Origin of the sequence: Streptomyces sp. NBC_00400 (genome assembly GCF_036048035.1) — a bacterium.
GTDB lineage: Bacteria > Actinomycetota > Actinomycetes > Streptomycetales > Streptomycetaceae > Streptomyces.
The window spans coordinates 4,022,761-4,040,470 of record NZ_CP107940.1; the positions used below are offsets into that span (position 1 = coordinate 4,022,761).

Below are 17,710 nucleotides of genomic sequence, written 5' to 3' on the forward strand. Positions count from 1 at the left end.
GTGGGTGCTCGTTGGTCCGGTGAGGCCCGTGCGCCGCTGATTCGGGCGTGCGGTACGACGGGATTTCTCAGCCGTGCGCCGCCGCTACGGGCTCGTCGGCGGTCGCGTCGGCTCCGCCGGCGGCCACCACGCGGCCACGGCCTGTCTGACGCCGCTCCAGCGCGGTGGCGAATATCGCCACCCCCAGCGCCGCGACGGTCATCAGCGCACCGACCCAGTTGGGCGCGGTGTAGCCGAGGCCGGCCGAGATGACGATCCCGCCGAGCCAGGCGGCCAGCGCGTTGCCGAAGTTGAAGGCCGCGATATTGCCGGCCGAGGCGAGGGTGGGCGCCGCGGCCGCCTGGTCCATCACCCGCTTCTGCAGCGGCGGAACGGTGGCGAAGCCGAAGATGCCGATCAGCGCGATGGTGACGATGGCGGCGGTCTTGTGGTGCGCGGTGAAATTGAACGCGGCCAGCGACAGTGCCAGACCGGTCATCGACACGAACAGCATCGGCATCATGGCGCGGTCGGTGAAGCGACCGGAGACCAGGTTCCCGCCGACCATGCCGAGGCCGAAGACGGCCGTGAGCCAGATCACGGAGGACGGCGCGAAGCCGGTGACCTCGGTCATCATCGAGGCGAGGTAGGTGACGGCCGCGAAGACACCGCCGAAGCCCAGGACCGTCATCAGCATCGCGAGGCCGACCTGCGGATTGCGGAACACCGCGATTTCACTGCCCAGCGGAGAGGCCGCCTTCGCCCGCTGGGCCGGGACCAGCTTGGCGATGCCCAGCAGGCCGAGCACACCGAGCGCGGTGATGGCGTAGAAGGTGGTGCGCCAGTCGAACTGCTGGCTGAGCACGGTGCCGGCCGGTACGCCCACGACGTTGGCGATGGTCAGGCCGCTGAACATCAGCGATATGGCGGTGGCGCGCTTCTCGGGCGCCACGAGGTCGGCGGCGACGAGCGCGCCGATGCCGAAGAACGCTCCGTGCGTGAACGCGGCCACGACCCGCCCGGCGAGCATGATCCCGAAGTTGGGTGCGGTGGCCGTGAGCAGGTTGCCCACGATGAACAGGCCCATCAGCAGCATCAGCATCTGCTTGCGGGTGAAGCGCGTGCCGACGGCGGTCATCAGGGGCGCTCCGATGACCACGCCGAGGGCATAGACCGTGGTCGCGTATCCGGCGAGGGGGATGGAGACACCAAAACCTGCCGCCATGTCGGGCAGCAGGCCCATGACCGCGAACTCGGTCGTTCCGATCCCAAAGGCACCGATGGCGAGAGCCAGGAGTGCGAGAGGCATGACGGATCCCTTCAGATGATTGCGTCCGTCCCTTACAAGCGTAGACAATAATTGCAGACGCGGTTACTTGCAAGCGCCGTATATTTCGCGGGTGCCCTATCCTGGGGTGATGGGCCCATGAGGCGCGCCCTTGAGGAGGTCGTCGATGACGCAGCAGACGCGGGAGATACAGGAGCAGCAGGAGACGGTGGAGGCACCGCAGTCGGCAGCACCGGCCGATCCCGGCTGCCCGCCGGCGCCGGCCCCTGGACTGGCGCAGGGCTGGTGCGCGCTCTCCGCGCTGCACAGCCGCATCGAGTCCCACATCGAACGCGCCCTGCAGGCGCACGGCCTCAGCGTCCGTGAGTTCTCGGTCCTCAACGTGCTCAGCGAGCAGCACGACGGTCCCGGCGGCCATCTGCGGATGCACCAGGTCGCGGACTCCGTCGTCCTCAGCCAGAGCGCCACGACCCGCCTGGTCACGCGGCTCGAGGAGCGGGGGCTGCTCTCGCGCTACCTGTGCCCAGACGACCGGCGCGGCATCTACACCAATGTGACGCCCGACGGCCTCGCGCTCCTGGTGGAGGCCCGGCCCACCCACGACGGCGCACTGCGTGAAGCCCTCCAGGACGCCGCGCAGCGCCCCGAGTTGGCGCCGCTGGTCACCGCCGTCGAAACGCTCGCACCGCCGGAGTGACGCCGAGAGCCCGGGGAGGGGAGTCGGGGCCGGCGGGGCCAACGGGGCAGACGGCTGCATGGGGCACGACTGCTGGACGGGGCACGGCTGCCTGCCTCCCGCACCCTCGATCGCACGGCATAAGGTCACGCCCATGAGCGATATCGAGATACGCCGCGCCACCGAGGCCGACCTGCCCGCCATCATCGCGATGCTCGCCGACGATCCCTTGGGCGCCGCCCGCGAATCGCCGGACGACCTGGCTCCCTACCGCGCCGCGTTCGAGGCACTGGCCGCCGACCCGCGACAGCACCAGATCGTCGCGGTCCGCGAGGGGCGAACGGTCGGCACCCTTCAGCTCACGGTCATCCCTGGCCTGTCCCGGCGCGGCGCCACCCGCGCGATCATCGAGGGGGTCCGGGTCCATAGCGACGAGCGCGGCAGCGGCCTCGGCACCCAGCTCATCGAGTGGGCGGTCGCGGAATCCCGCACGCTCGGCTGTCAGATGGTCCAGCTCACCTCGGACGCAACCCGCGTCGACGCCCACCGCTTCTATGAGCGCCTCGGCTTCGAGGCCTCCCACCTGGGCTTCAAGCTCCAGCTCTGAGCAGTGCGGCTGCCGAAGCGCGGCCTCACCTGATCACGTCTGCCGTGTGCGTCCCCGCGTCCGGTGTGCCTTCTGCCGACAGGCACCGCCGCAGTAGCGCGGGGGCCGGCCCGTGCGCGCCGCCGCGATCGCCGCACCGCACACCCCACATTGCGCTTCGTTACGTTTCATGGACTCCATCGGGCGTTTCGTTACGGCGTGCGGCGGCCGCAGTGCATCGCACATCAACGCCGTCATCAGGCCCTGCTCCCCCGGCTCCGCGCCGGTTGCCGCCCGGGCCCGCTCCATGGAAAGACAGCCCACCAGCAGGGCCCTGAGATCCGCTATACCGACGTCCCGCCGTACGGCGCCTGCCTCTTGGGCTCTCCCGAGCAGGACCTCCAGCGCATCGTCGAAGTCCTGACCGACCCCCGGCGCCGGTTCGAAACGGCCCGCGCCGGCGGCTTCCAGTGCGTCACACAACGCCTTGTTCCGTGAAACGAGCCGCACCACGGAGGAAAGGAAGCGAAAGAACACCGCACCAGGGTCCGGCGCCTCGGCCAAGTCCCTTGCGGTGTCGGTGAAAAGCTCGATCCGCTCCACGATCGTCGCCCTGAACAGGGCTTCCTTGGAAGGGAAATGGCGGTAGACGGTTCCCGCGCCGACGCCCGCACGGCGCGCGATCTCTCCGAGTGGTACCCCCAACCCCTGTTCCTCGAAAGCGAATCGAGCCGCCTGGAGCACCAGTGCCCTGTTGCGCCGCGCATCCGCACGGGGACGCGTGACACCACCCTGAATCACCGCCGGACCTCCTGAAAAACGTCGACACCCGGTGCGCGCGTTCCGCCCTTTCAAGCGGGTCGCTCGTTCCGATTCTATGAGAGGGCTCCAGCAAGATCGTTCAGGGCCTCAGCGGCGCGGCGGCCGGAGAAACGGCCCCGCAGCCGACGTCGGCGCGGACAGTGGGCCGCCGACAGGACCGACCCCGGTGGATTGAGGCCCGCAAGGCAAGCAAGGTCGGCCTTGCCGGTGCCTATGGCGTCTTGCGGCACTTTGGGCGCCTTGAGGCGTTTTGTGCGTCCAGCCTGCCCCCGGAGCCTCGGGCACGCCACCGGACTACTGCTGACAGACGCCGGACCAGATAACCGCCGGCCGCGATTACCGCCGACGCCGGCTCCAGGAGAACAACGGCTCTCGCCTTCCTCCGTCGCCAGCGCTCAACTTCCCTACAAGAGACGGAGGTTGGGAACACCGCGCCTTCGGGGAGCGCTCCCAAGGGCCTGGGTGTTTCACGTGAAACGACGCCGCTTCCAGATACACGTGTGGGGTCGTGTTTCACGTGAAACACGACCCCACCACGACCACTCGCCCTACGGCTGGGCGCAGGCTCGTCTCAGTGTGCGGCCACCGCGTCCCACGCGGCGGCCGCCGCCTGCGCCGCACCCTCGGCATCCACGGACGCACCCAGTGCACGCAGTCCGCTCGCCAGTGCCGCCAGCGAAGCCATGACCACCGCCCGGTCGGCGGCGCGGCCGTAGTGGTTCACCCGGATCATCTCCTTGGCCAGCGCACCCGCCGCTGCCTGCACCGGCACCGCTGCATCCACCGCGAGCGCGGCGGTCACGATCTCCCGGGCGTCCACGCCCTCAGGCGCACGGAGCGTCGTGGCGGCCGGCGCCGCGTCCTCGTCGCTGACGACGTAAGGAGCCAGACCGCCCAACGCCCGCACACCGGCCCTGGTCGCCGCGGCCGCCGCCCGGTGCCGGGTGATGACGGCATCCAGGCCCTCGGCGTGCAGACGGTCCGTGGCCTGCTCCAGCGCGAGCATCTCCAGTTGCGCCGGGGCGTGCGGCAGTGCCGTGCGTCCACCATCGATCCAGCGCTCCTTCCAGTCCAGCAGCGAGAGGTACGAGCGCCGCGGAGCCTGCTCATTGGCGGCGATCCGCTCCCACGCACGGGCACTGACCGAGACCGCCGACACCCCGGCAGGCCCTGCCATCGCCTTCTGTCCGCCGATCACACACAGGTCCACGCCCCATTCGTCGGTGAGCAGCGGCTCGGCGCCCACCGACGCGACCGCGTCCAGCATCAGCAGCGCGCCGTGCTCCCGCACCACCCGGCCGATCTCCGCGACAGGGTTGGTGTTGCCGGTGGCTGCCTCCGCGTGCACCAGGCTCACGAAGTCGATCTCGGGGTGCTCCTGCAACGCATCCGCCACCTGCCGCGGGTCGACCGCACCCGTGAACGGCGCGGTGACAGTGACCACCTCGGCTCCGCAGGAGCGCAGCCAGCCGCCGAACGTCTCGCCATAGGGTCCGGTGATGATGTTGAGTGCGGTGCTGCCGGGCCGCACTGCCGAGCGGATACAGGCCTCCAAGGGCAGCAGCGCCTCGCCCTGCATCGCCACCACATCGCAGCGGGTGTGCATCAGGGCGGCGACCTTGTCCTCGATCCGCGCGAAGTGAGCCGCGGAAAGCGGCGGCAGGTCGAGCAGATCGAGCAGATCCGGGGCAGCGGCGTTCGCGGTCGGGTCAGACACGGCAGTCACAGGGCCTTCCAGCGGTAGCGAGCCGACTCGGCGCGGCTCCTGACATCTGGTTCGACTGTACGTCCGCTTCCCGGCCCCCCGCCGTACAGGCCTCACACCCTCCAGCCCTGCGGATCCACCCCACCGGGCACCGCTTCCGACGGCTCGTACGGCCCGCGGGTGAACACGAAGGTAGCGAGATCCAGATGGCTCACCGAGCCGTCCCGCTCCCGCACCACGCGGAGCGTCTCGCCCGCGTAATAGCCGTCCAGCCCCGTCCATGTGCCGTCCTCCTCGGCCCGGAACCGTGAGAGCCGTCCTGTCCCGGACAGCGGCGTGAGCTCCAGCCCGCCCCCGGCCCGCAGCCGCAGGAGGTGCGGGTTCGCGCCCCAGTACCAGGGCCCGGTCAGCGCCAGCAGGTCCGGATCCAGCGGCCCGGGCATCGGGCGCCAGGGCTCGGGGATCCGGGGCTCCAGCTCGCTCACGATTCCGGCGAGATCGGCGGCGAGGGCCGCGACCGCCGGGCCCGAGGTGCAGTTGGCGAGCACGACCCCGGCAACGTCCTCCTCGGGATCGGTCCACAACGCCGCCAGAAAGCCGGGCATCGAACCGACGTGCCCGGCCAGCAGCCGTCCTTCGCGCCGTACGAGCTGAAGGCCCAGTCCGTACCCCGCGTCCCACGCGTTCCCCTCCGGCGGTACGGCCGGCCTCCGCATCTCGGCCAGGCTCGCCGCACCGAGCACCCGCTCGTCGCCCCGCAGCAGAAACGCCGCCCACCGGCCCAGGTCCTCGGCAGTGGACCACAGCTGCCCCGCGGGGCCCATCAAACCGGTGTCCTCGGCCGGCTCCGGCAGCACGGCGTCGGCCCACGGGTGGACCGCCCAGCCACTCGCGTACGGACGCTCCGGCACCGGCGTCGTGCGTCCCATGTTCAGCGGCTCCAGCACCTCATTGCGCAGCACCTCGCCCCACGGGGTTCCGCCTCGCAGCCGTTCGACCAGCGCGCCGAGCAGTGCGTAGCCGGGGTTGGAGTAATGGTGGCGCCGTCCGGCGGGGAGCCGCTGCGGCCGCTCGCCGAAGAGGTCGGCCGGCTCGGGCCGCAGGGCACCCGTGGTCCGTTCCCACCACGGCCCTCGCGCCTCGGCCGTCAGTCCCGAACTGTGCGCGAGCAGTTGAGCGATTGTCGCGTCCGGCACCGGGGTCCCGTCCAGATGCCTGCCGACCGGGTCCTCCAGGCACAGCAGCCCCTCGTCCCGCAGCCGCATGACCAGCACGGCGACAAAGGTCTTGGTCAGCGAACCGATCCGGTACTGCACCTCTCCGTGCGGTGCCTCTCCCTCCACCGAGCCCCGGCCGGCCGTCCACACCGTCCGCCCGCTGCGGACGACCGCACCCGTCATGGAGGGCGCCCGCCCCTCGGTCTGCCCGGCCGCCAGCCGGTGCAGCAATGCCCGCCGTGTCCGGGGCAGCAGCTCCGCGAACTCCTCGGGCGTAGCGGCCACCTGCGGCAGAGGGCCCGCCGCCGGCTCGTGGGACTCCGTGGACTCTCCGATGGTCATGGCGCTCCTCAACAGCGGATCCGGTTCGGCCGGGCCTATCCTCGCCGCATCACCGCAGCGCTGCCGCCCCGGTCAGCGCGCCCAGTTCGCTCTGCTCCTCCTCGGGCAGCCACCGCGCGGCATGCACCGTGTGCAGCGCGGCCCGCAGCCGTGCCCGGTCGTCCTCCGTCCCGAGGTATCCGAGGTAGGCCGGGAGCGTCAGCCCCAGCGCCTTGAGATCGGCCCGCGCGCACCACCGCGACAACAAGGCCCGCACCCGTCCGTCGACCTCCTCATCGAGGTTGTGTCGCGCCGGATCCCCACCGGCATCGCCCTTCCCCTCACCGGCGTTCACCTCACTGACGTCCCCGGCACCACCGGGCGCTGTGGCACGCAGGCCCTCCGCAATCGCGAACCGGTTCCAGTCGCCGTACTGCCCCTCGGGTGCGTCCCCCACCCGCTCGGCGGCCCGCGTGAAATACGTGTGCGCAAGGGCGGTCCGGCCGAGCCGCCGGCAGGCGTGCCCCATGTTCACGTACAGCGACGGATAGAACCCGGCTACCCGCTCGTCCCCCACCCGGCCGGCGCGGTCCAGACACTCCTGGTTCCAACGAAGCGTCTCCTCCGGCGAGTTCTGGTGCCGGGCGACATAGTGCGCCGCGACGCACGCCTCGTAGTCGTCGGCAGCGATGTCCCAGGCCTGCTGGAAGAGGTCGAGCGCTCGCTCGGACCGCCCTTCCGCCTCGGCCCGCATCCCCTCCACGCACAGCCGCACCACCGGCAGTTCCGGATCCACCCGCCCGCTCCCCTCATCAGCTCTCCTCAGCACAGCAACTCAGCAACTCAGCAGCCGTTGCCCGGTCTTATCGCTCAGATCCGGGATGCGGTGTGAGCGGCGTCGGCGCGATCAGCAGCCGCGCACCTGCGCACCGGCATCACCCATGTCGTGAAACTTCCCTGGTCGGCGGAGCGGACCACGACGGGCCGGTCCGCCGAAGCGATCTCCAGCAGCACATCCGGCCCCACTCCGGCCTCCAGCGCGGGCACCAGCACGGCCGGATCAAAGCCGATCCGCAGCCTCGGCCCCGTATGCACCGTCCGCATCCGGACGGGCTCGCGGCCCCCGCCCGCCACCTCCAGCACCTGCCCCGTCCCGTACCGCATCGCGTCTCCGGCGGTGTCCGGATCCGCCGGGCCACCGCCGTCATCCGGCTCCCCGACCACCGTCCCGACCGACAACGACACCGCCCCGGCCCGCCCGGCCACCGCGTCCCGCAGCCCCACCCGGTCGACGATCAGCCGGTGCCGCACCGCCTCCAGGCCCGCCGGCAGCAGGCGGTAGTCCGGAAACCCGCCCGGTTCCCCGCCATGGGCCGGCCCCTCGCCCAGGCCCTCGGGTATGTCCCGGCAGTCCGCACCGCTCCACAGCCGGACTCCCGCCGTGTCCCCCGGGCACTCCATTTCGATCGTCATCTGCCGTACGGCCCACTCCGCCAGGTCCCGCGCCCGGGCCGCACCGATCAACACCTGCCGCGGCCCGCCCTCGAACGCGGTCGGCCGCAGCACCCGCACCGCCAGCCGATAGCGGTCCGTCGCCACCCATCGCACCTCGCCCTCGGCGAGTTCGAGCAGCACACACCCCAGCACCGGAAAGCGCTCCCTGGCCTCCCCGGTCGCCGCCGCGGGCGCCACCTGCCGTACCGCACTGGCGAGTTCGGCCCCGCCCACCCACGCCCGCGTCAGGCTCCCGCGGTCCTCCGTCGTGCCGGCTGCCTCCCGTAGGAACCCCTCCACCACGGCCCGGGCCTCGTCCGCCGTCCGCCGCGTCCGCTCCAGGTGAGTCCGTAGGACATCCCGCGCCGCCTGCGCGGGCCCGTCCAGCACGACCGCGACATCCATCAGCGGCAGCCCTGCCGCACGCAACTGCCGCAGCTTCACCGCGCGCGCTGCCTGCCCCGCCCCGTAGTGGCGATACCCCGTCGCGGTGTCCACCCGCGCCGGCCGCAGCACCCCGCAGTCGTCGTAGAACCGCAGGGCACTCGGCGCCAGCCCGGCCCGACGGGCAAAGGCACCGATCGTCAGCAGCTCTTCGGTGTCGTCCATGCACGCCATGGTGGAGCTTCAACCAACCTGAAGGTCAAGGCGCGCGGCCCGCCCCCGACCGGCCCCACCCCTCGACCGGTCCCGTCGGCCGACCGACCTCACCCGTCGACCGGTCCCGTCGACCGGCCCCACCCGTCGGCCACCGCCGCCCGGCACGCCCTCAGGCAGTCAGCGCCGCCGCGCTCCGGAACGTCCGCCGATACGCCTGCGGCGACACCCCCACCGCACCGTGCAGATGCTGGCGCAGGGAGGTGCCGGTGCCGAAGCCCGCGTGATGAGCGACGAGGTCGATGGACCAGTCCGTGGTCTCCAGCAGATGCCGGGCGCGTTCGACGCGCTGCACGGCGAGCCACTGACCTGGGCTCATACCGACCTCGTCACGGAAGCGCCGAGTGAGGGTGCGCACGCTGACCCGGGCATGGGCGGCGAGGGCATTGAGCGTCAGCGGCTCGCCGAGACGCTCCAGGGCCCATGCGCGGGTGGCCGCGGTGCCACCCGCCGACGGGAGGGGGACGGGCAGCCGGATGAACTGGGCCTGACCGCCGTCCCGCCAGGGCGGCACCACACACAAACGGGCCACTTCGTTGGCGACGGCGCTGCCGTGGTCACGGCGCACAAGGTGCACACACAGGTCCACACCGGCGGCGGCACCGGCAGAGGTGAGGACATCGCCGTCGTCGACGAAGAGCACATTGGGGTCGACACGGACCGTCGTGAAGAGGCGTTGCAGTTGTGCGGCCTCCCGCCAGTGCGTGGTGGCCGGCCGGTGATCGAGCAACCCGGCGGCGGCCAGCACGAACGCCCCGGTGCAGATCGCCACCATCCGGGTGCCGGGCCGTACGTGCTCCAGCACCGTGCGCAGTTCCTCGGGCAGCCGGCCGTCCTCGACGATCGGGCCCAGCGCGTGGGACGGCGGGATGACGACGGTGTCCACGCTCGCGAGCACGGAGGCGTCCTCGGTGACCGCGATGTCGTAGTCGGCCTTGGCGCTCACCGGGCGTCCGTCCGGACTGCAGGTGACCACGGAGTAGAGGGGTTTGCCGTCGGCGCTGTGCGCGGCGCCGAAGATCCGCGCGGGGATCCCGAGCTCGAAGGGGACGACACCGTCCAGGGCAAGGACACCAACGCGATGCATGGCCCGATTCTTTCAAACGTTGGCCATCTGGACACCGCCGGGTCCGCGGCCGCCACGCAAAGCTGGCAACACCCCGGGAAACGCGGCCGCCCAGCGGCGCGGAACGCCCGTCATCGCCGTAGGCACCAGTACCAAGGAGACTCCATGTCCGAGACCCGGACCCCGCAGATGCGTGCCGTCAGCCAGGACACCGCCGGTGGCCCCGACGTCCTCAAGATGATCACCACCGACCGTCCGGTACCCGGCCCGACGGAGATCCTGGTCCGGGTGCACGCCGCGGGCGTCAATCCGACCGACTGGAAGAGCCGCACCCAGGGCGAATTCCTCAGCGGCGCCAAGACCCCCTTCACCCTGGGCTTCGATGTCTCCGGCGTGGTCGAGGCGGTCGGGCTCGGTGTGACCGTCTTCGCGCCGGGCGACAAGGTCTTCGGCATGCCCCGCTTCCCGCATCCCGCCGGGGCCTACGCGGAGTACGTCACCGCCCCGGCGCGCCACTTCGCCCACCTCCCGGCGAGCCTGGATCACGTCCAGGGGGCCGCCCTCCCGCTGGCGTCGCTGACTGCCTGGCAGGCCCTGGCCGACACCGCGAACGTCCAGCCCGGCGCGCGGGTGCTGATCCACGCCGCGGCGGGCGGAGTCGGCCACCTGGCCGTGCAGATCGCCAAGTCCCGCGGTGCATACGTCATCGGCACCGCGCGGCAGGCCAAGCACGGCTTCCTGCGCGGCCTGGGCGCCGATGAACTCGTCGACTACACCCAGCAGGACTTCGCGGAGACGGTGCGCGACGTCGACATCGTCCTCGACACCATCGGTGGCGACTACGGCGCCCGCTCGCTGCGCACCCTGCGCCCCGGAGGCACGCTGGTGTCGATCCTGCCGCTGGACGACTCCTTCCCGGCCGCGCAGGCACGCGAGGCAGGGATCCGCGCGGGATTCCTGCTCGTCGAGCCCGACCAGGCCGGACTGCGCGCCGTCGCCGACCTGGTGAACAGCGGAAAGCTGCAGGTCACCGTCGACACCGTGCTGCCTCTCGAAGAGGCCGCAAAGGCGCACGCCCTCGGCGAGACCGGCCGCACCACCGGAAAGATCGTCCTGTCCGTCGCGCCCTGACGGCGGTTCGTCCATGTGCGTCCGTCATGCGCTGTGCGGTGCCGCGGACGCTCCCCTCACGTCTGCGCCATGTCCACGAAGCGTGAGTAGTGACCCTGGAACGCGACCGTGATCGTCGCCGTGGGGCCGTTACGGTGCTTCGCCACGATCAGGTCGGCCTCGCCGGCCCGCGGGGACTCCTTCTCATAGGCGTCCTCGCGGTGCAGCAGGATGACCATGTCGGCGTCCTGCTCGATCGAACCGGATTCACGCAGGTCGGAGACCATCGGCTTCTTGTCCGTACGCTGCTCGGGGCCACGGTTCAGCTGGGAGAGCGCGATCACCGGGAGCTCCAGCTCCTTCGCCAGCAGCTTGAGGTTTCGGGACATGTCCGAGACCTCCTGCTGGCGGCTCTCGGCGCGCTTCGAGCCGCCGGACTGCATCAGCTGGAGGTAGTCGATGACCACCAGCTTCAGTTCGTTGCGCTGCTTGAGCCGGCGGCACTTGGCGCGGATCTCCATCATCGACAGGTTCGGCGAATCGTCGATGTACAGCGGCGCGGCGGAAACATCCGGCATCCGGCGCGCCAGCCGCGTCCAGTCCTCGTCCGTCATGCTGCCGGAGCGCATGTGGTGCAGCGCGACCCGTGCCTCGGCGGACAGCAGACGCATCGCGATCTCGTTGCGTCCCATTTCCAGCGAGAAGATCACGCTCGGCAGGTTGCTCTTGATCGAACAGGCCCGCGCGAAGTCCAGCGCCAGGGTCGACTTACCCATGGCGGGACGGGCCGCGATCACGATCATCTGGCCGGGGTGCAGGCCGTTGGTCAGGGAATCCAGGTCGGTGAAGCCCGTCGGCACGCCCGTCATCTGGCCCTGGCGCGAGCCGATCGCCTCGATCTCGTCGAGGGCGCCCTCCATGATGTCGCCGAGCGGAAGGTAGTCCTCACTGGTCCGCTGCTCGGTGACGGCGTAGATCTCCGCCTGGGCGCTGTTGACGATCTCGTCGACATCGCCGTCCGCGGCGTATCCCATCTGCGTGATACGGGTGCCGGCCTCGACCAGCCGGCGCAGCACCGCACGCTCATGGACGATCTCGGCGTAGTACTCGGCGTTCGCGGCCGTCGGTACGGACTGGACGAGCGTGTGCAGATACGAGGCACCGCCGACCCGCGCGATCTCGCCGCGCTTGGTCAGCTCCGCGGCGATGGTGATCGGGTCGGCGGGCTCGCCCTTGGCGTACAGGTCGAGGATCGCCTGGTAGACCAGCTCATGGGCGGGGCGGTAGAAGTCCTCGCCCTTGAGGACTTCGACGACATCCGCGATCGCGTCCTTGGACAGCAGCATGCCGCCGAGCACGGACTGCTCGGCATCCAGGTCCTGTGGGGGGACGCGCTCGAAGCCGCCTGCCCAGGAGCCGCCGTCGTCGTCGCGTTCCTGGCGGTCGCCGCGGCCGCGTCCCTTGCCCTCACCCCGCCGGGAGCGGGCGGCCGGCAGCAGGTCGCTGGGACCGGAGTCCGCCCAGGGGTCTTCCATGGGCTCGGGAATGCTCACCCCGGCACCTCCTCCCGTCCGCGGCGCGGACCTTGCTGTGCTGTTCTTTCTTACGGCACAGCTCTGACAATCGAGACGCCCGACTCCGGTTACGGCGCGTCGAGTTCGGACGATTTCTCAGGCCGGAACAGGCGGCGGGTGCCGGACCACGGTAGGCCCGTGGGCACCGTCCGCCAATCTGGTTATCCACAGGCCATGTGGATGACTGCCCTTCAGCTGTGGAGAAGTCCCCGGATCCTGTGCACGGCACGGGGGAAACTTCTGTGGACAAGCACACAATCACCCCGCCCACACCCTTCTGACCTGCAGTTTCCTCATCCATAGGCTGTGGGGAAGAAAAACTTCCCCACGCGGCTCAAGATCACGACAAACGGCACAGGGAAGGCAGCTCCACGCAGCGGAAAGTAAGGACTGCAAGAGGTTTGCATCTCTTACCTGTGGACGATTACCTTGGGCGCATGACCCAGGCTCCCGCGACACCGCGGCGCACCGACCGTCGCCATGACCGCGAGATCATCGCCCTCGCCCTGCCCGCCTTCGGCTCACTGGTCGCGGAACCTCTCTTCGTCATGGTCGACAGCGCCGTCATCGGCCACCTCGGCACTCCCCAGCTCGCCGGCCTGGGCGTCGCCGCCGCCCTGCTCACCACCGCCGTCTCCGTCTTCGTCTTCCTCGCCTATGCGACCACCGCGGCGGTCTCCCGCAGGGTCGGCGCCGGCGATCTTCCCGCCGCCATCCGCCAGGGCATGGACGGCATCTGGCTCGCCCTGCTGCTCGGCGCCGCCGTCATCGTGGCCGTCCTGCCCACGGCCCCCTGGCTCGTCGAGGCCTTCGGAGCCTCCGCCACCGCCGCCCCGTACGCGACGGCGTATCTGCGCATCAGCGCCCTCGGCATCCCCGCGATGCTCGTCGTGCTGGCCGCCACCGGCGTGCTCCGCGGTCTCCAGGACACCCGGACCCCGCTCTATGTCGCCATCGGCGGCTTCTCCGCCAACGCCGCGCTCAACATCTGCCTGGTCTACGGCGCCGGGCTCGGCATCGCGGGCTCCGCCTGGGGCACGGTCATCGCCCAGTGCGGCATGGCCGCGGTCTACCTCACCGTGGTCATCCGCGGTGCGCGGCGGCATGGCGCCTCGCTGCGCCCCGACGCCGTGGGCATCCGCGCTTCGGCCCAGGCAGGGGTACCGCTGCTGGTCCGTACGCTCTCGCTGCGCGCTGTGCTGATGATCGCCACCGCCGTTGCCGCCCGGCTCGGCGACGCCGAGGTCGCCGCGCACCAGATCGTGCTCACGCTGTGGTCCCTGCTGGCCTTCGCGCTGGACGCCATCGCCATCGCCGGGCAGGCCATCATAGGCCGCTACCTCGGTGCGGAGGACCGCGACGGCGCCCGGGCCGTCTGCCGGCGGATGGTCCAGTGGGGCGTCGCCGCCGGCCTGGTCCTCGGTGTGCTGGTCGCGCTCGCCCGCCCCTTGTTCATCCCCCTGTTCACCTCGGACCCCGCCGTGCAGGGTCCACTGCTGAGCACGCTCCTGGTCGTGGCCGTGACACAGCCGGTCTCCGGCATCGTCTTCATCCTCGACGGCGTCCTGATGGGCGCGGGGGACGGCCCGTATCTCGCCTGGGCCATGGTGGTGACGCTGGCGCTGTTCGCTCCGGCCGCGCTGGCCGTGCCCGCTCTGGGCGGCGGACTGGTGGCGCTGTGGTGGGCCATGGCGCTGATGATGACCGTCCGCATGCTGACTCTGTGGCTGCGTACTCGCTCCGGCCGGTGGATTGTGACAGGAGCCTCGCGCTGAACCATCTCCCGCAGCACGCACCGCATGTCAATAATGACCGTGTGCGCTCGCTTGCCAGTAGGTCCGTGGTGCCCCTGACGCTCGTCGTCATGGTGGCTGCTGTCGTGGTGGGCTACGCCTCGGAGGGGGAGGGCGAGAGGAGCAGCAGCCGTGTCAGCGGTCACAGCAGCTTCGGCAAGTCCGGCGAGGCCGGCCAAGATCCCCAGGATCAGGATCCCGCCGCGACGACTCCGGCCGAAGACGGCAATGCCTACACTCCACGCCGCACCGAGCAGAACGCCCGGGTCGGCGTGGTCTTCGAGAAGGACGACTCCGGAGACCACTTCTGTACGGCGAGCGTGGTACAGAGCCCGGGCCGGAACATGCTCATCACCGCGGCGCACTGTGCCTTTGACGCGGACGCCGGGACGACGGTGAACGATCTCGTCTTTGCCCCCGACTACCGCGACCGCGACGAGCCCACCGGCCTCTGGAAGGTCAAGAAGGTGATCGTCGACGACCGCTGGGCCAAGTCGCAGGACGAGGATCTTGATGTCGCCTTCCTCGTGCTCGACAAGAAGAACGGCAAGCAGATCCAGGACGTCCTGGGCGGCAACACCCTCGGCGTCGACCGTGGCTTCGACAACGAGGTCAAGATCACCGGCTATCCGACCAGCCGTGACACCCCGATCTCCTGCCAGAACCGCACCACGAAGTACAGCGACACCCAGATGCGCATCCAGTGCACCGACTTCGAAGGCGGGACGAGCGGCAGCCCCTGGCTAGCCGACTACGACCCCAAGAGCCACACCGGCACGGTCATCGGTGTTCTCGGCGGCCATGAAGGCGGTGGCGACGAAGACGATATCTCCTACGCCGCGTACTTCGACGACGACGTCGCCGAGCTCTACAAGCGCGCCCAGGACGAGGACTGACAGCCGGCCGCCGCCCCCCGGACACGGCGAAGGGCCGCATCCCGATGGTGACGGGATACGGCCCTTCGGCGTGGTGCGGAAACTACGCGGCGACGACCTCGACGCCGAGCTTCGCCACGACCTCGGCGTGCAGACGCACGGAGATCTGGTGCGCGCCCAGGGTCTTGATCGGCGAGCCGAGCTCGACACGACGCTTGTCGACGTCCGGACCACCGGCGGCCTTGATCGCCGAGGCGACATCGGCCGGGGTGACGGAGCCGAACAGGCGGCCCGCGTCGCCGGCGCGAACGGCCAGCTTCACGTTGACGCCCTCGAGCCGGCCCTTGACCTCGTTGGCCTGCTCGATCGTGGCGATCTCGCGGATCTTGCGACCGCGGCGGATCTGCTCGACGTCCTTCTCGCCACCCTTGGTCCAGCGGATCGCGAAACCACGCGGGACCAGGTAGTTACGGGCGTACCCGTCGCGGACGTCAACGACGTCGCCGGCGGTGCCGAGGCCGGAGACCTCGTGGGTGAGGATGATCTTCATGATTCGGTCACCCTTCCCTTATCGCGCGGTGGACGTGTAGGGCAGCAGCGCCATCTCACGGCTGTTCTTCACGGCCGTGGCGACGTCACGCTGGTGCTGAGTGCAGTTGCCGGTGACCCGGCGGGCACGGATCTTGCCGCGGTCGGAGATGAACTTCCGCAGCAGGTTCGTGTCCTTGTAGTCGACGTAGGAGATCTTCTCCTTGCAGAACACGCAAACCTTCTTCTTAGGCTTGCGAGCAGGCGGCTTCGCCATTATCTCTCTCCAATGAGTTCAAGAAGTTTGTGCTGACGCCCTCAAGGCCGCCGGCCGCCTCACGGCGCTGTTTCACGTGAAACAGCGCGGAGTCGGGCCGGCTGTACGGACCTAGAAGGGCGGCTCGTCCGAGTAGCCACCGCCGGAGCTACCGCCCCAGCCACCGCCGCCACCCTGCTGACCGCCGCCGGCCGGGCCGTTGGTCGCCCACGGGTCGTCGGCGGGAGCACCGCCGCCGCCCTGCTGGCCGCCGCCGGGGCCGCCGCCCCAGCCGCCGCCACCCTGGCCACCGCCCTGCTGACCGCCGCCGAAGCCGCCGCCGCCCTGGCCACCACGACCGCTGGTCTTGGTGATCTTGGCCGTGGCGTTCTTCAGGCTCGCGCCGACTTCCTCGACGTCGAGCTCGTAGACCGTGCGCTTCACGCCTTCGCGGTCCTCGTACGACCGCTGCTTGAGGCGGCCCTGGACGACCACGCGGGTACCCCGCGTCAGGGACTCGGCGACGTTCTCCGCCGCCTGACGCCACACCGAGCAGGTCAGGAACAGGCTCTCGCCGTCCTTCCACTCATTGGTCTGACGGTCGAAAGTGCGGGGAGTGGACGCGACGCGGAACTTCGCGACCGCCGCACCGGACGGGGTGAAGCGCAGCTCGGGGTCGTCGACAAGATTGCCGACGACCGTGATGACGGTCTCGCCTGCCATTAGGGGAACCTCTCGGCGGGTGTGCTGCTGGCTGCTGGTGTTGCTGCTACTCGGACCCGGTTACCGCTGGACGCTTGCGCGCTCAGTGGGTCTCGGGACGAAGGACCTTGGTCCGGAGGACCGACTCATTCAGGTTCATCTGACGGTCGAGCTCCTTGACGACCGCAGGCTCGGCCTGCAGGTCGATGACCGAGTAGATGCCCTCAGGCTTCTTCTTGATCTCGTAAGAGAGACGACGACGGCCCCAGGTGTCGACCTTCTCGACCTTTCCGTTGCCCTCACGGACGACGGAGAGGAAGTTCTCGATCAGCGGGGAGACAGCGCGCTCCTCGAGATCGGGGTCGAGGATGACCATCACCTCGTAGTGACGCATGTAGAACCCACCTCCTTTGGACTCAGCGGCCACGGTCGTTCCGTGGCAGGAGGGTCGTATGCGTTCCACACCGAGCCCGTCCGGTCATCCGGACAGACATAGGCGCAGACCGTACACAGTACCTGCCTGAAGCCTTCCGGTTGAAATCCGCCCGCTCCACCCCTCAATCTGGAACACAACGGGTGTGAGCGGCGTTACAGTGCGCCGCCCTGTCATCGGAGGTGCCGTATGGCACAGGCAGCACGGACCCAGCGCAGTCTGCTTTCGCTTCTCAACAGCGACGGCAAGGACCATCCCGTCGAGAACACCATCGCCATTGTGACCGTGGTCCTCGGCGCGATCGCCATCTTCACCACGCTCTCTCCCAGCCTGCACCTGGTCAGCTCCTGGGTCGGCCTGATCGGAATCGGCACCGGCCTGTGGGGACAGTTCATCTCGTCGACGACGGGTGAACGCTTCCTGTTGATCATCGGCCTCGGGGCGGCGGCCGTCGGCTTCTACCTCGGCCTGGCGCACGGCGGCCTCTTCGGCGGCGTGATCGGCTAGCCGATACGGCATACGGGGCTCCGTCCCGTATGGCCCAGACGGGGCGCTCCGCGGTCACAGTAGGCTTCGGCGCGAGAGCCGGAGCCCCACCAAGGGGACACACCTGCCGAGGAGCGCCCCG

General features: G+C 70.1%; 18 protein-coding genes. 6 read left to right on the plus strand and 12 right to left on the minus strand.

Going from position 1 to position 17,710, the window contains the following annotated elements; all coding sequences use genetic code 11:
- Nucleotides 1-67: 67 nt before the first annotated feature.
- The gene (locus OHS81_RS17460; protein ID WP_328385676.1) at nt 68-1,288 is read right to left on the minus strand and encodes an MFS transporter; all 1,221 of its coding nucleotides are present in this window, start codon (nt 1,286-1,288) and stop codon (nt 68-70) included.
- A gap of 145 nt (nt 1,289-1,433) precedes the next feature.
- On the opposite strand from OHS81_RS17460, the gene OHS81_RS17465 reads away from it, so the two are divergent.
- Nucleotides 1,434-1,964: a MarR family winged helix-turn-helix transcriptional regulator gene (locus OHS81_RS17465; protein WP_328385677.1), complete on the plus strand. Its 531-nt coding sequence runs from the start codon at nt 1,434-1,436 to the stop codon at nt 1,962-1,964.
- A gap of 133 nt (nt 1,965-2,097) precedes the next feature.
- Nucleotides 2,098-2,550, plus strand: coding sequence for a GNAT family N-acetyltransferase (locus OHS81_RS17470; protein ID WP_328385678.1), 453 nt, complete (start codon nt 2,098-2,100; stop codon nt 2,548-2,550).
- Nucleotides 2,551-2,583: 33 nt separating this feature from the next.
- On the opposite strand, the gene OHS81_RS17475 is transcribed toward OHS81_RS17470, so the two are convergent.
- From OHS81_RS17475 to OHS81_RS17500, 6 genes are all read right to left on the minus strand, one after another.
- Nucleotides 2,584-3,330 carry a TetR/AcrR family transcriptional regulator gene (locus tag OHS81_RS17475; protein WP_328385679.1) on the minus strand — a complete coding sequence of 249 codons (747 nt, stop codon included), beginning with the start codon at nt 3,328-3,330 and terminating at the stop codon, nt 2,584-2,586.
- Between the two features lie 592 nt (nt 3,331-3,922).
- Nucleotides 3,923-5,077 carry a pyridoxal-phosphate-dependent aminotransferase family protein gene (locus tag OHS81_RS17480; RefSeq protein WP_328385680.1) on the minus strand — a complete coding sequence of 385 codons (1,155 nt, stop codon included), beginning with the start codon at nt 5,075-5,077 and terminating at the stop codon, nt 3,923-3,925.
- Nucleotides 5,078-5,169: 92 nt separating this feature from the next.
- A complete protein-coding gene (locus OHS81_RS17485) occupies nt 5,170-6,615 on the minus strand; it encodes a serine hydrolase domain-containing protein (protein WP_328385681.1) in 1,446 nt (481 codons plus the stop codon).
- Between the two features lie 49 nt (nt 6,616-6,664).
- Nucleotides 6,665-7,390 carry a hypothetical protein gene (locus OHS81_RS17490; RefSeq protein WP_328385682.1) on the minus strand — a complete coding sequence of 242 codons (726 nt, stop codon included), beginning with the start codon at nt 7,388-7,390 and terminating at the stop codon, nt 6,665-6,667.
- Nucleotides 7,391-7,464: 74 nt separating this feature from the next.
- Nucleotides 7,465-8,697 (minus strand): DNA polymerase III subunit beta family protein, encoded by a 1,233-nt coding sequence (locus tag OHS81_RS17495; RefSeq protein ID WP_328385683.1) that lies wholly within the window; start codon nt 8,695-8,697, stop codon nt 7,465-7,467.
- A 160-nt stretch (nt 8,698-8,857) separates the two neighbouring features.
- Entirely contained in the window at nt 8,858-9,832 is a 975-nt protein-coding gene (locus OHS81_RS17500) for a GlxA family transcriptional regulator (RefSeq protein WP_328385684.1), read from the minus strand.
- A 144-nt stretch (nt 9,833-9,976) separates the two neighbouring features.
- Between OHS81_RS17500 and OHS81_RS17505 the strand changes: the two genes are divergently transcribed.
- The gene (locus tag OHS81_RS17505; protein ID WP_328385685.1) at nt 9,977-10,942 is read left to right on the plus strand and encodes an NADP-dependent oxidoreductase; all 966 of its coding nucleotides are present in this window, start codon (nt 9,977-9,979) and stop codon (nt 10,940-10,942) included.
- A gap of 56 nt (nt 10,943-10,998) precedes the next feature.
- Here OHS81_RS17505 and dnaB read toward each other — a convergent pair whose 3' ends face one another.
- On the minus strand, nt 10,999-12,456 hold the full coding sequence (gene dnaB / locus OHS81_RS17510; RefSeq protein WP_206739846.1) for a replicative DNA helicase: 1,458 nt from the start codon (nt 12,454-12,456) through the stop codon (nt 10,999-11,001).
- 476 nt (nt 12,457-12,932) lie between these two features.
- Here dnaB and OHS81_RS17515 point away from each other — a divergent pair, with 476 nt between their 5' ends.
- Together OHS81_RS17515 and OHS81_RS17520 are read left to right on the plus strand one after the other, a co-directional pair.
- Entirely contained in the window at nt 12,933-14,270 is a 1,338-nt protein-coding gene (locus OHS81_RS17515; RefSeq protein ID WP_328385686.1) for an MATE family efflux transporter, read from the plus strand.
- An 89-nt stretch (nt 14,271-14,359) separates the two neighbouring features.
- Complete coding sequence (locus tag OHS81_RS17520) at nt 14,360-15,184, plus strand: trypsin-like serine peptidase (protein ID WP_328385687.1); 825 nt, start codon at nt 14,360-14,362, stop codon at nt 15,182-15,184.
- Nucleotides 15,185-15,266: 82 nt separating this feature from the next.
- Here OHS81_RS17520 and rplI read toward each other — a convergent pair whose 3' ends face one another.
- From rplI to rpsF, 4 genes are all read right to left on the minus strand, one after another.
- Nucleotides 15,267-15,713 carry a 50S ribosomal protein L9 gene (rplI, locus tag OHS81_RS17525; protein WP_311622961.1) on the minus strand — a complete coding sequence of 149 codons (447 nt, stop codon included), beginning with the start codon at nt 15,711-15,713 and terminating at the stop codon, nt 15,267-15,269.
- Between the two features lie 18 nt (nt 15,714-15,731).
- Nucleotides 15,732-15,968, minus strand: a complete 237-nt coding sequence (gene rpsR, locus OHS81_RS17530) for a 30S ribosomal protein S18 (RefSeq protein ID WP_003978893.1) — start codon at nt 15,966-15,968, stop codon at nt 15,732-15,734.
- A 111-nt stretch (nt 15,969-16,079) separates the two neighbouring features.
- Nucleotides 16,080-16,670: a single-stranded DNA-binding protein gene (locus OHS81_RS17535; protein ID WP_088798859.1), complete on the minus strand. Its 591-nt coding sequence runs from the start codon at nt 16,668-16,670 to the stop codon at nt 16,080-16,082.
- Between the two features lie 82 nt (nt 16,671-16,752).
- Nucleotides 16,753-17,043, minus strand: coding sequence for a 30S ribosomal protein S6 (rpsF, locus tag OHS81_RS17540; RefSeq protein ID WP_006604399.1), 291 nt, complete (start codon nt 17,041-17,043; stop codon nt 16,753-16,755).
- Nucleotides 17,044-17,271: 228 nt separating this feature from the next.
- On the opposite strand from rpsF, the gene OHS81_RS17545 reads away from it, so the two are divergent.
- Nucleotides 17,272-17,589, plus strand: a complete 318-nt coding sequence (locus tag OHS81_RS17545) for a hypothetical protein (RefSeq protein ID WP_129295302.1) — start codon at nt 17,272-17,274, stop codon at nt 17,587-17,589.
- Nucleotides 17,590-17,710 lie beyond the last annotated feature (121 nt).